Annotated in this window: 11 protein-coding genes, 1 pseudogene and 1 other annotated feature; of the genes and pseudogenes, 11 read left to right on the plus strand and 1 reads right to left on the minus strand. The window is 30.2% G+C overall.

The features are described from left to right. Positions 1-197, minus strand: a pseudogene (locus BUA77_RS07225) (ISNCY family transposase); the annotation flags it as partial. 304 nt (positions 198-501) lie between these two features. Here BUA77_RS07225 and BUA77_RS07230 point away from each other — a divergent pair. The 11 genes from BUA77_RS07230 (at position 502) to alaS (ending at position 13,637) form a co-directional block, all read left to right on the plus strand. Then, a complete protein-coding gene (locus BUA77_RS07230; protein WP_072888744.1) occupies positions 502-1,878 on the plus strand; it encodes a peptide MFS transporter in 1,377 nt (458 codons plus the stop codon). A 37-nt stretch (positions 1,879-1,915) separates the two neighbouring features. Then, entirely contained in the window at positions 1,916-2,992 is a 1,077-nt protein-coding gene (locus BUA77_RS07235; RefSeq protein ID WP_143151321.1) for a M24 family metallopeptidase, read from the plus strand. Between the two features lie 132 nt (positions 2,993-3,124). Continuing rightward, positions 3,125-3,355, plus strand: a complete 231-nt coding sequence (locus BUA77_RS07240; protein ID WP_072888747.1) for a hypothetical protein — start codon at positions 3,125-3,127, stop codon at positions 3,353-3,355. Between the two features lie 69 nt (positions 3,356-3,424). After that, positions 3,425-5,332 carry a YgiQ family radical SAM protein gene (locus BUA77_RS07245; RefSeq protein WP_072888749.1) on the plus strand — a complete coding sequence of 636 codons (1,908 nt, stop codon included), beginning with the start codon at positions 3,425-3,427 and terminating at the stop codon, positions 5,330-5,332. Positions 5,333-5,466: 134 nt separating this feature from the next. Then, on the plus strand, positions 5,467-7,032 hold the full coding sequence (gene murJ / locus BUA77_RS07250; RefSeq protein ID WP_072888751.1) for a murein biosynthesis integral membrane protein MurJ: 1,566 nt from the start codon (positions 5,467-5,469) through the stop codon (positions 7,030-7,032). Positions 7,033-7,170: 138 nt separating this feature from the next. After that, positions 7,171-7,605: an RrF2 family transcriptional regulator gene (locus tag BUA77_RS07255; RefSeq protein ID WP_143151322.1), complete on the plus strand. Its 435-nt coding sequence runs from the start codon at positions 7,171-7,173 to the stop codon at positions 7,603-7,605. 13 nt (positions 7,606-7,618) lie between these two features. After that, positions 7,619-8,806: a cysteine desulfurase NifS gene (gene nifS / locus BUA77_RS07260; protein WP_072888755.1), complete on the plus strand. Its 1,188-nt coding sequence runs from the start codon at positions 7,619-7,621 to the stop codon at positions 8,804-8,806. Further along, positions 8,806-9,249: a Fe-S cluster assembly scaffold protein NifU gene (gene nifU / locus BUA77_RS07265; RefSeq protein WP_072888757.1), complete on the plus strand. Its 444-nt coding sequence runs from the start codon at positions 8,806-8,808 to the stop codon at positions 9,247-9,249. The genes nifS and nifU overlap by 1 nt, the downstream gene beginning before the upstream one ends. 74 nt (positions 9,250-9,323) lie before the next feature. Continuing rightward, the gene (gene mnmA / locus BUA77_RS07270; RefSeq protein WP_330390045.1) at positions 9,324-10,409 is read left to right on the plus strand and encodes a tRNA 2-thiouridine(34) synthase MnmA; all 1,086 of its coding nucleotides are present in this window, start codon (positions 9,324-9,326) and stop codon (positions 10,407-10,409) included. Positions 10,410-10,478: 69 nt separating this feature from the next. After that, the gene (locus tag BUA77_RS07275; protein ID WP_072888759.1) at positions 10,479-10,661 is read left to right on the plus strand and encodes a hypothetical protein; all 183 of its coding nucleotides are present in this window, start codon (positions 10,479-10,481) and stop codon (positions 10,659-10,661) included. A 60-nt stretch (positions 10,662-10,721) separates the two neighbouring features. Beyond that, positions 10,722-10,946, plus strand: a binding site (T-box leader). 51 nt (positions 10,947-10,997) lie between these two features. Continuing rightward, positions 10,998-13,637 carry an alanine--tRNA ligase gene (alaS, locus tag BUA77_RS07280; protein WP_072888761.1) on the plus strand — a complete coding sequence of 880 codons (2,640 nt, stop codon included), beginning with the start codon at positions 10,998-11,000 and terminating at the stop codon, positions 13,635-13,637. The last annotated feature ends 34 nt before the right edge of the window (positions 13,638-13,671 follow it).

The raw sequence follows: 13,671 nt of genomic DNA on the forward strand, positions 1-13,671 counted from the left end.
ATCATAGATTCAAGAGAAAAATTTCTTTTACGTCCAAAATTAGAATAATATTTTTGATAAAAAGAAAGTGGGATGAAATCACTAATATCAAAAAAATGATTTAACATAGAAAGTAAATTGTATTGATTTTGATTAAAAAACTTTTCAAAATCAGAAGAAATATTAGAAAAGTTTAATTGTTTAGCTTGAACTGGCATAAGTTTTTCCTCCTTTTTTCATTTTGAGTTATACACATCTAGTTAATGTATATATACCCAAAATGGGGGAAACTTAGCCATTTCTATAAATTTAAATGTAGTATTTATGCGAGTTGTAGAGTTCTGCAACGAGCTAATCATTTATAACAAAAGGGGGGAGTAGATATTAGAGATTGGATAAAGTAAGTTTACTATAGTAACTTAGCTGTGGATTTTATGAAAACGATTTTTAAGAGGGAAGATTAAAAGTATAAAACATAGGATTTAAATAAGATACTTATGAAAAACAAATAGGAGGAGAGTTATGAGTGAAATTACAGTAAAGAACAAAAGGCCTTTTGGTTTTTATGTTTGCTCTATTGCATTTATGTTAGAAAGAATGGCATATTATTCTGCTAAGTATCTAATCTTTGTTTTTGTAACTGCTACTGTTTTAACAGGGGGATTAGGCCTTACAAAAGTTGAAGCTGCACTAATACAATCAAATCTTGTTGCATTTACATATCTTGCACCAGTTATAGGAGGATATATTTCTGATAGATATATAGGAGCAAGGTACTGTGTTCCAGTAGGACTACTTTTGATGGCTGGAGGATACTACTTTGGAGCAACTGCAACAAATGCTACTGGTATGAATATGTTGGTAATATTTGTTGCAATAGGTACAGGTCTTTTTAAAGGTAACGTTTCTGCAATTAGTGGATCTTTGTTTAAGGATAAAGAACAGCTAGATTCAGCATTTTCAATGCAATACTCTTTTGTTAATATTGGAGCTTTTATAGGAACTACGGCTGTAGGGATTCTTGTAGCATCAACATTTGCACAAGGTGAAGTTCAAGGTTTTAGATCTGCTTTTAAATTATGTAGTATTATTTGTGTAATTGATGCTCTGTGGTTTTTATTTGGTACGAAATTTCTTGGAGAAGTAGGGAAAAAACCATTCAAACTTGGAAAAAATACTGAAGTTAAAGAGGAAACTGAAGTTAAACCATTGACAAGAACTGAAAAAAGAAAAGTTTTTGCTATTATACTTGTATCTATGTTTTCAGTAGTATTTTGGGTATTCTGGTACTTAACTTATTTAGCTGCTTATGATTATGGTGGTCAATATATAAATATGGTTGTTGGAGGATTTGAAGTTCCTCTTTCATGGTTTGACTCGCTAAATTCATTTACATGTATTGCTCTTGGACCAGTATTTGGTGCACTTTGGTTTAAGTTATCAAAGAGACCTCAAGGTGATTTGAGTTTATTTAAAAAATTAGCCCTAGGTCTTACTTTTCTCGGTATATCTTTCTTAATGCTTGTATTTGCAGAAATTTCAAGAGGTGTAGGTGCAGATGCCACATCTAAAGCAAGCCTTATTTACCTTTTTGCATTTGGGTTGCTTTTAAGTATAGGAGAAATGCTATTCTCACCACTTGGTAATTCTTTTGTAACTAAATATGCACCAAATAAAATTTACTCTGTATTACTTGGGGTTTGGACTTTTGCTACATTTGTAGCTGGAAAATCATATGGATACCTATACGCATTTGCTTCAAAATTCAGTATAATACAGGCATATGTTGCAATCCCAATCATTTTATTCATATGTGCAATACTATTATTCTTCTCTGATAAAAAGCTAGTAAAATTGCTTGAAGATGAAGAATCGGTTCAAAATAAACAAACTGTATAAAATAATAATATATATAATGATTAAGGAGGAAATGAACTTGAAACTTAACAGACTTGAAAATGTACTTGATTCAATGAAAAAAGCAAATATACCTCAGCTTATAATTTCAGATCCAGCTTCAATATTTTATCTTACAGGAAAATGGATTCATCCAGGTGAAAGGATGCTTGCCTTATATATAAGTCTTGATGGAAACCATAAGCTTTTTATAAATGAGCTTTTTCCTGTACATGAGGATTTAGGAGCTGAAAAGATATGGTTTAGTGACACTGACGATTGTATAAAGTTACTTTCTGAAAATATATGTAAAGATAAACCTATTGGAATAGATAAAAACTGGCCTTCTAGATTCTTACTAGATCTTATGAAAAATAATGGGGCAAGTTCTTATGTAAATGGATCTTTTATTGTAGATAAAGCAAGGATGATAAAAGACAAAGAAGAAATAGAACTTATGAAAAATGCTTCAAGGATTAACGATATGGCCATGGAGAAGATTATAAATCTTACTTTAGAAGGTCACAGTGAAAAGAAAATGAGTGGACTACTTCTTTCAATATATGAAGAACTTGGAGCAGAAGGGTTTTCATTTGATCCAATTATAGGATACGGAGCAAATGCTGCAAATCCACACCATGCCCCAGGGAATTCAACTCCAACTAAAGGGGATAGTATAATACTTGATATAGGCTGTATAAAAGACTCATACTGCTCTGATATGACAAGAACAGTATTTTTCAAAAGCGTCTCAGATAAATCAAAAGAGGTTTTTGAAACGGTACTTGAGGCTAATAAAAGGGCTATAGAAATTATAAAGCCAGGAGTTAGATTCTGCGATGTAGATTTTGCAGCAAGAAACTACATAGAGTCAAAGGGTTATGGCAAATACTTTACTCATAGGACTGGACATTCTATAGGAATAGAGGTTCATGATTTTGGTGATGTATCTTCAACAAATACTGATATACTAAAGCCGGGTATGATATTTTCAGTAGAGCCGGGAATATATCTTCCTGGAGAAGTAGGAGTGAGGATAGAAGATTTAGTACTTGTAACAGAAAATGGATATGAGGTTCTTAACAAAGCTAATAAGGAGCTACAAGTAATAGGATAGTGTTTATATTATAAAGTTATAATTAGTTAAAAAAGTCACGGGTTAAATCCGTGACTTTTTTGTTAATTTTAGATATAATAAAGCGTCTGTTTTATTATATCTAAAATTAACAGTTAGAAAGGTAGTATAAGAATGAGTAATAATAAGTATATGATAAATAACTATAGAAATATTGCTAATAATTTTTATGAAGAAGGACAAATATTAAAAGCACTTAAATTTTATGATAAAGCCTACAAATGTGAAGGTGGAAATAAAGATATAGATTTATTACTAGATATTTTATTTGAATATGCTAAAAAGAATGAGGAATTAGAATCTTTAAGAAATCTTAAAGCTTATAAGGCAATGTTTGAAAATTAGCTTGTAATGTATAATATAATTTGATAATATTGCTTTATGCGTTTGAACTAAAGATAAGCAGGTGATGATATGACAGATAATAAATTTTTACCAATTAGTAAACAAGATATGATAGATAGAGGATGGGAACAATTAGATTTCGTTTTAGTTACAGGAGATGCTTATGTAGACCATCATAGCTTTGGTACAGCAATAATTTCAAGAGTTTTAGAAAATGCAGGATATAAAGTAGGTATAATAGCTCAACCAGATTGGAAAAGTGTAGATGACTTCAAAAGATTAGGTAGACCAAGATTAGGATTTCTAGTGAATGCAGGTAATATGGATTCGATGGTTAATCATTATACTGTAAGTAAAAGAAGAAGAGAAAAAGATTTTTATTCTCCTGGTGGAAAAATGGGATTAAGACCTGATAGAGCAACAATAGTTTATTGCAATAGAATAAGAGAAGCTTATAAAGATATTCCTATTATAATAGGAGGAGTAGAAGCAAGTCTTAGAAGATTTGCACATTATGATTATTGGGAAAATAAAGTAAGAAAATCTATGCTTATAGATAGTGGCGCAGATGTATTAATATATGGTATGGGAGAAAGGCCAGTAGTTGAATTGGCTGATAATTTAAATGATGGATTTGATATAAAATATATAAGACACATTGATGGGACATGCTATATTATAGATTCTTTAGAAGAATTGTATGATGATTATATAGAAATTCCATCTTATAAAGAAGTATCTAAGGATAAATATAAATATGCACAGGCTTTTAAAATACAATATGAAGAACAAGACCCAGTTAGAGGAAAAGTTTTAGTACAAAAGCATGTAAATAAATATTTAGTTCAAAATAAACCTCAAATGCCTTTAAGTAGAGAAGAATTAGATAAAGTTTATTCACTTCCTTATCAAAAAAATTATCATCCTATATATGAAAAACAAGGCAAAGTACCAGCGATTGAGGAAGTCAAGTTTAGTATAGTAAGTTCAAGAGGTTGTTTTGGAAGTTGTTCATTTTGTGCTATAACGTTTCATCAAGGAAGAATTGTGCAAAGTAGAAGTGAAGAGTCTATATTAGAAGAAGCAAAAGAAATTACAAAATACCCCGATTTTAAAGGGTATATACATGATGTAGGAGGACCTACTGCTAATTTTAGAAAACCTGCTTGTAAGAAACAATTAAAATTAGGTGCTTGTAAAAATAAGCAGTGTTTATACCCTGATCCTTGCAAAAACTTAGATGTTGATCATGGAGAATATTTAGGGCTTCTTAGAAAATTAAGAAAATTACCTAATATTAAAAAAGTATTTGTTAGATCTGGTCTTAGATATGATTATATTATGGCAGATAAAAAAGATACTTTCTTTAAAGAACTTGTTGAGCATCATGTAAGTGGACAGTTAAAGGTAGCACCAGAGCATGTATCTTCTCAGGTATTAAAATATATGGGAAAACCAGCAGGAAAGACTTATGATAAATTTAGAGAGAAATTTTTTAGAATAAATGAGAAGCTAGGTAAAAAGCAGTATATAATACCATATTTAATGTCTAGTCATCCTGGAAGTACATTAGAATCAGCAATAGAGCTTGCTGAATATTTAAGAGATATTCACTATCAACCAGAGCAGGTTCAGGATTTTTATCCAACACCTGGAACGCTTTCAACGGCTATGTTTTATACAGGACTTGATCCAAGAACAATGAAAGAAGTTTATGTACCAAAAAGTAAAAGTGAAAAAGCAATGCAAAGAGCACTACTTCAATATAGAAATCCTAAAAATTATGATTTGGTATATTCAGCTTTAATGAAAGCAAACAGACAAGATCTTATTGGCTATGGATTAAAGTGTCTAATAAAGCCTAAGGGAGATAAAAGAAAAAAAGAAGAATATACTAAGGATAGGTTTAAAAAATCAAATAAAAAATATAATAATAAAAGAAATAAAAATAAAGATAAAATAAGAAAAAAGAGATAAAATAAAAAGTCTTAATATTGCTTGTTACAATATTGAGACTTTTTATTTTGTTAATACTATATAAAGTGTAGTTGACATGTTTAGCATCATCAAATTATAATTACATAGTAATATTTTAAGAAAAGAGGTATATTATGTCTAATCAAAAGAAAACAACAAAAGCAGTAGCATTAGTTATGATAATAATGATATTAAGTAGATTGCTTGGTTTTGTTCGTGAAGTTATAATGACGAATAAATTTGGAAGAGGAATGGAAACGGATGCATTTTTTGCTGCATTTACAATTCCGGACGTTATGTATTATTTATTAGTTGGAGGAGCTTTAAGCTCAGCTTTTATTCCTGTTTTTACTAGCTATTTATCAAAAGGTGATGAAGAAGAAGCTTGGAAGGTAGCATCTACGTTTATAAATGTTTCTATTATTTTACTTTTAGTATTATCAGTATTAGGTATGATATTTGCAGACTATTTAGTTCCTCTTGTAGCTTATAATTTTAAAGGAGAGCAACTATCCCTTACAGTTGAACTTACTAGATTTATGTTCCCCGCTGTTACTTTTACAGCACTTGCAGGACTCGAAACAGGTGTTTTAAATTCATATAAAATATTTAATGCTCCATCAATAGGTCCTATTTTATATAATGTAGGTATTATTTTAGGAACTATATTTTTATCATCTAAGTTTGGAATAAAAGGTATGGCCATAGGGGTTGTATTTGGTGCTGTATCAAACTTTTTATTTCAATTTATATTTGTGGCAAAAAAGGCAAAAAATTATAAATTTACACTTGATTTAAAACATCCTGGAGTTAGAAAAATATTTAAGTTAATTCTTCCAGCACTTATAGGTCTTTCTGTTACTCAAATTAATCTTGTAGTTAATCAAAATATAGCATCAGGATTTGATGAGGGAAGTATTACGGCACTTAGACTTGCTAATAGAATAATGCAGCTTCCTCTTGGAATTTTTTCTGTAAGTATTGCTACAGTAATTTTTCCAACAATAACATCTCAGATTGCAAAGGGAGAGATAAAAGAATTTAGAGAAACTTTTTCAATGGGAATGAGAAATATATTTTTTGTTACAATTCCATCAGCTATAGGACTTATGACTATAGGGGTTTCTTTGATTAGGTTATTATTCGTTCGTGGAGCATTTAAAGAAAACGATGCACAAATTACTGCAAGTATTTTAATTTTTTATACATTAGGACTTGCTTTTCAGGGAGGAGTGCAACTGCTTACTAGGGGATTTTATGCAAATCAAGATACAAAAACACCTGTTAAAATAAGCTTTATAGCAGTTTTAGGAAATATATTATTAAGTTTATTTTTAGGACTTGCTACGCCAATGAGAGTAAAAGGACTGGCTCTTGCATACTCTATTACAAGTTTTATAAATATGAGTATGCTGTTTAATACTCTTAGAAAAAAAATGGGAGGAATAAGTGGAAAAGAAATAGTAGTGTCCTCGCTTAAAACTACATTTGCATCTATTATTATGGGAATATCTATTGTTATTTTAAATTTAATATTTAGTAAATATTTTAATATACATAATAAACAAATTCAATTTATTCAAGTAAGTATAGGAGTTTTATTAGGAGCAGGAGTATTTTTATTTACAGCAAATATTCTTAAAATGCAAGAAGTAAGGGATATAACGATGATATTAAGAAGAAAGAAGGCTGGGAATTAAATCCTAGCTTTTTCTAATTGGATAAAAAAATTTTTACAATGAAAATTTTTTTGTCTGAATGTTGACAAAGTTACTTGGGTATAATATACTTAAATTAGAATTCAGAGTTTTTTACTAGGAATTAAAAGAGGTGATATATTGAAATTATCTACAAAAGGAAGATATGGTTTAAAAGCAATGTTTCAATTAGCTTTAAATGAAAGTAAAGGGCCAGTTCCTTTAAAATACATAGCACAAAGGCAGAATTTATCTGATCAATACCTAGAGCAAATATTTTCTTCTCTTAGAAAAGCAGGTCTTGTAAAAAGTATAAGAGGAGCTCAAGGAGGGTATTTGCTTTCAAGAGATGCAAGTAAAATTACTGTAGGAGACATAATAAGAGTTCTAGAAGGCCCTGTAGCTCCTTCAGATTGTGTATTAGATGATGAAAGTGATTGCAAAAAATCAGGTCATTGTGTAACTCAGGTTGTATGGGAAAAAATAAAAGAAAGTGTAGAATCTGTAATAGATTCTATTACTCTACAAAATATGATAGATGATCATAAAAACAAAATGAAAAATATAAATGAGTAGGGGGATAAGTCAAATGGAAAAGAGAAATATTTATATGGATTATGCGGCAACAACTCCTGTTAAAAAAGAAGTACTTGAAGCTATGCTTCCATATTATCATGATTTATTTGGAAATGCTTCAAGTGTTCATGTATTTGGTAGAGGAGTAAAAGGAGCTTTAGATAAAGCTAGAGATGAAGTAGCAAAACTTATAAATGCAGATTCTTCAGAAATTTATTTTACAGGTGGAGGATCTGAATCAGATAACTGGGCAATAAAAGGAGTAGCATTTGCTAATAAAGACAAAGGAAATCATATTATAACTACTAAAATAGAGCATCATGCAGTTCTTCATACTTGTGAGTATTTAGAAAAACACCATGGCTTTGAAGTAACTTATCTAAATGTGGATGAAGATGGTAGAATAAACTTAGAAGAACTTAAAAATTCTATAACTGATAAAACTATACTTATATCTATAATGTTTGCAAATAATGAAATAGGAACAATTCAACCTATAAAAGAAATAGCACAAATAGCTAAGGAAAAAGGGATATTATTCCATACAGATGGTGTACAGGCATTAGGAAATATACCTATAGATGTAAAAGATTTAGGTATAGATTTAATGGCTATGTCAGCTCATAAGATATATGGACCAAAAGGAGTAGGAGCATTATATATCAGAAAAGGTGTTAAGCTTCATTCTATAATACATGGAGGAGCTCAAGAAAAGAGAAGAAGAGCGGGAACTGAAAACATAGCAGGTATAGTTGGGTTTGGTAAAGCAGCAGAGCTTGCTAGAATTCATTTAGATGAACATATTGAAAAACTTACAAAACTTAGAGATAAACTTATAAAAGGAGTTTTAGAGAAAATACCTTATACAAGATTAAATGGAAGCTTAAAGCATAGACTTCCTGGAAATGCTAACTTTTGTTTTGAATTCATAGAAGGAGAATCTCTTCTTTTAAGTCTTGATATTGTTGGAATAGCAGGATCTAGTGGTTCAGCATGTACTTCGGGTTCTTTAGATCCATCACATGTTTTAATGGCTATAGGACTTACTCATGAAATAGCACATGGATCTTTAAGACTATCACTTGGAGACATGAATACAGAAGAAGATATTGACTATGTCTTAGAACATCTTCCAAAGATTGTAGAAAGATTAAGAGCAATGTCACCATTATATGAAAAGGTAGCTAAAGGAGGAAATTAATCATGTACAGTGAAAAAGTAATGGATCATTTTATGAACCCAAGAAATGTTGGGGAAATAGAAAATGCAGATGGTATAGGAGAAGTAGGAAACGTTAAATGTGGAGATATAATGAAAATATATCTTAAAATAGAAGAAAATATAATAAAGGATGTTAAATTTAAAACTTTTGGATGCGGATCTGCAATAGCAACATCAAGTATGGCTACAGAAATGATAATAGGTAAAAGTATTGAAGAAGCTTTAAAGCTTACAAATAAAGCAGTAGCAGAAGCTTTAGATGGTCTTCCACCTGTTAAAATGCACTGTTCAGTTTTAGCTGAACAAGCTGTTAAATCTGCAATAATTGATTATGCTAAGAAAAACAACATTCATATAGATGGACTTGAAGATATTAAAATAGATGATGATCATGACCATCATCACGATATAGAAGAAGAGTAGTAAAAAATTACCCGGGAAAATCCCGGGTTTAATTTTGAAAAATTGACAAAAATAAATGTACTGAGGTGATAAATTTGAAAAAGAAAGTAATGATAGGAATGAGTGGAGGAGTAGATAGTTCTGTTGCAGCATACTTATTAAAAGAACAAGGTTATGATGTAATTGGAGTTACAATGAAGCTTTGGCAGGATGAAGATGAAGAATTAATAGAAAAAGAAGGAGGATGCTGTTCATTATCTGCAGTAGAAGATGCAAGAAGAGTTGCAGATAAAATAGGAATTCCTTTTTATGTTATGAATTTCAAAGATGTGTTTAAAGAAAAGGTAATAGATTATTTTATAGACGAATATATAAAAGGAAGAACTCCAAATCCTTGTATTGCATGTAATAAACATATAAAATCGGGTGAATTTTTTGAAAAAGCAAAAAAAATAGGTTGTGACTATATAGCTACAGGACATTATGCAAAAATAGAATTTGATGAAAACTTAAATAGATATTTACTAAAAAAATCTATTACAGATGCAAAGGACCAAACTTATGCACTGTATAATATGACTCAACACGAGCTTAAACATACATTATTTCCACTTGGATATTATACAAAAGATAAAATAAGGGAAATAGCTCAGGAAATAGGATTAGTTGTTGCAAATAAGCCTGATAGTCAAGAAATATGCTTTGTAAAAGATAATGATTATGCAAAATATGTAAAAGAGCATAGTAATAAAAAGATAAAAGAAGGATATTTTATTGATAAAGAGGGAAATATATTAGGAAAACACAAAGGAATTGTAAATTATACTATTGGACAAAGAAAAGGACTTGGAATCGCTCTTGGAAAACCAATGTTTGTAGTAGATATATTACCTAAAAAAAATGCAGTAGTATTAGGAGAGCATGATGAAGTTTTTAGCAAAGGATTAATAGCAAGTAATGTAAACTTCATACCTTTTGATGATATAAAAGAGCCTATAAGAGTTAAAGCTAAAATAAGATATTCGGCAAAGCCGCAAGATGCTACAATTTATAAAGAAGAAAATGACAAGATAAAAATAGTATTTGATGAAATGCAAAGAGCAATAACTCCAGGACAATCTGTTGTAATGTATGACAATGATATTGTAGTTGGTGGAGGAATAATAGAAAAAAGAATATAAACTTGTAAATTTTACTCAGTATATATTCACTTCTTTCGCAAAAAATATTCTTAAGAAAGGGGTGAAAGTATGAGAAGAAATACAAATATAGTAAATCCTATGGTTCTAGGTGGAGTTTTAGGTGCTGCAGCTTCTATGTATGCTGTATCTAAAATGAATATGGGTCAAAGAAGAATGGTTTACAAAACTGGTAGAAATATGGCAAGGTTTGCTGGTAGAATGATGAATAGAATGGATAGAAATTGGTTTTAATTAATTTGTTGACATATTTGAATTTCTTATATAAAATCTAAATATGTAAAAATTAATATATCAAATACTGTGAAGAGGACTAGTAAATTAGCTGATTCTTATAGAGAGGGAACCCATGGCTGGAAGGTTCCTAGATAGGTTAGTTGAAGCTACCTTGGAGTAATAACTTTGAAACTTAGTAGAAGTTATCGGAAAAATTCCGTTAAAATTAAGGTTTATTTTATCCTAAGTGGCTGCAATGCAGTAAATAGGGTGGTACCGCGAGAAGTATCCCTCGTCCCTATGTTTTTCATAGAGATGAGGGTTTTATTTTTTGTACATAAAGGAGGAAATAAAATGAAAAAATTAGGATTAAATGAAATTAGAAGTAGATTTTTAGAATTTTTTGAATCAAAGGGTCATTTAGCAAAGGGAAGCTTTCCATTGGTTCCTCAAAATGATCCAAGCTTACTGCTTATAAATGCGGGTATGGCTCCACTTAAAAATTATTTTATGGGTAAAGAAGTACCGCCAAATAAGAGAATGGCTACTTGTCAGAAGTGTATAAGAACGGGAGATATAGAAAATGTAGGTAAAACAGCAAGGCATGCAACACTTTTTGAAATGTTAGGAAACTTTTCATTTGGAGATTATTTCAAAAGAGAATCAATAAAATGGGGATGGGAATTTGTGACAAAGCATCTTGAAATTCCTGAAGAAAAAGTATGGGTATCTATATACGAAAATGATGATGAAGCATTTGAAATATGGAATAAAGAAGTAGGATTTCCAGCTCAGAGAATAGTAAGACTAGGAAAAGAAGATAACTTCTGGGAAATAGGAACAGGACCATGTGGACCATGTTCAGAACTTTATTATGACAGAGGAGAAAAATATGGATGTAATAGCCCAGATTGTAAGCCAGGCTGTGATTGTGATAGATATATAGAATTTTGGAATCATGTATTTACTCAATTTGATAAAGATGAAGATGGAAACTACAACCCTCTTCCTAATCCAAATATAGACACAGGAATGGGGCTTGAAAGAATAGCTTGTATAATGCAGGATGTTGACAATATATTTGAAATAGACACCATAAAACATATATTAAATGGAGTATTGGAAATTACGAATGTAGAATATGGAAAAAATGAAAAAACTGATACATCTATAAGAATAATTACAGACCATATAAGAGCAGTTACTTTCCTTGTTGCTGATGGAGTACTGCCTTCAAATGAAGGAAGAGGGTATGTACTTAGAAGACTTTTAAGAAGAGCTGCAAGACATGGAAAGCTTTTAGGAATAAAAGAAGGATTCTTATATAAATTAATGGATAAGGTTGTAGAAGTTAGTGGTGATGCTTATCCTGAACTTATAGAAAAGAAAGACTATATCAGAAAAGTATTAAAAATAGAAGAAGAAAGATTTGAAGAAACAATAGACCAAGGTATGGAAATACTAAAAGGATATATAAATAAATTAAAAGAAAATAATAAGAAAGTTTTATCTGGTGAAAATGCATTCAAGCTTTATGATACTTATGGATTCCCTATAGATTTAACTAAAGAAATACTTGAAGAAGAAGGCTTTAAAGTAGATGAAAAATCTTTTGAAGAAGAAATGGAAAAACAAAGAAACAGAGCAAGAAGTGCAAGACAAAATGATGAAAGTGATGGATGGAAAGAAGATATATTCTCTAAAATAGATCAAAGCATTAAAAGTGAGTTTGTAGGATATTATTCCTTAGAAGAAAAATCTACTATTTCAGCTATAGTAAAAGGAGATGAAATAGTAAATGAAGCTCATAATGGAGAAAAAGTTACAATAATACTTGATAAGACTCCTTTTTATGCAGAAAGTGGAGGACAAGTAGGAGATAAAGGAATTTTATTTAATGAAAGCTTTGACGGTGATGTAATAGATACTAAAAAAGGACTAAATGATAGAATTCATCATGAAGTTGTAGTTAAAAAAGGAAGTATACATGTTAAAGATGAAGTAAATGCTAAAGTCGAGAAAGAATTAAGAATGAACAGTGCTAGAAATCACTCTGCAACACATCTTCTTCATAAAGCATTAAAAGAAATTTTAGGAGATCATGTGCAACAAGCAGGTTCTCTTGTTACTCCTCAAAGACTTAGATTTGACTTTACTCATTTTGAGGCTATATCAAAAGAAGAATTATTAAAAATAGAAATGATAGTAAATAAAAAAGTTATGGAGTCTTTAGATATTGATGCAAATGAAATGTCAATAGATGAAGCTAAAAAAATGGGAGCAACAGCTTTATTTGGAGAAAAATATGGTGATGTAGTAAGAGTTGTAGCTATGGGAGATTATTCTTGTGAACTTTGTGGAGGAACTCACCTTAAAAATACATCACAAATAGGACTTTTCAAAATAATTTCAGAATCAGGAGTAGCTGCTGGTGTTAGAAGAATTGAAGCTATAACTGGAATGAGTGTATATGAATATATAAGTGAAAAAGAAAATAAAATATTAAATATATGTAATACATTAAAAACAAAAGAAGATAATGTTATAAGTAAAGCAAAATCTCTTGTAGATGAAGTAAGAGAGTTAAACAAAGAATTAGATTCCATAAAGAATAAAGTAGCCATGGCTTCAGTTGATGATGCAGTAATTAAAAAAGAAGTAAAAGGAGTAAATTTAATTTTAGCAAAATTTGAAGGAATGGATATGAACTCTTTAAGAAATATAGGAGATAATCTTAAAGATAAATATGAATCAGGAGTTATAGTTCTTGCAAATACAGCTAATGATAAAGTAAACTTTATAGTAACAGCTACAAAAGATGTTGTTGAAAAAGGAGTTCACTGTGGAAATATAATAAGAGAAGTAGCTAAAATTGCTGGAGGAAATGGCGGAGGAAGACCAGATATGGCACAAGCTGGTGGTAAAGATACAACTAAAGTAAAAGAAGCCTTAATGCATGCAAAAGAAGTATTAGAAAATCAAATTAGTGAGTAATTAAAAAGGAGCAAAATGCTCCTTTTTATATTAA

Source organism: Tepidibacter formicigenes DSM 15518 (assembly GCF_900142235.1).
Classification (GTDB): domain Bacteria; phylum Bacillota; class Clostridia; order Peptostreptococcales; family Peptostreptococcaceae; genus Tepidibacter; species Tepidibacter formicigenes.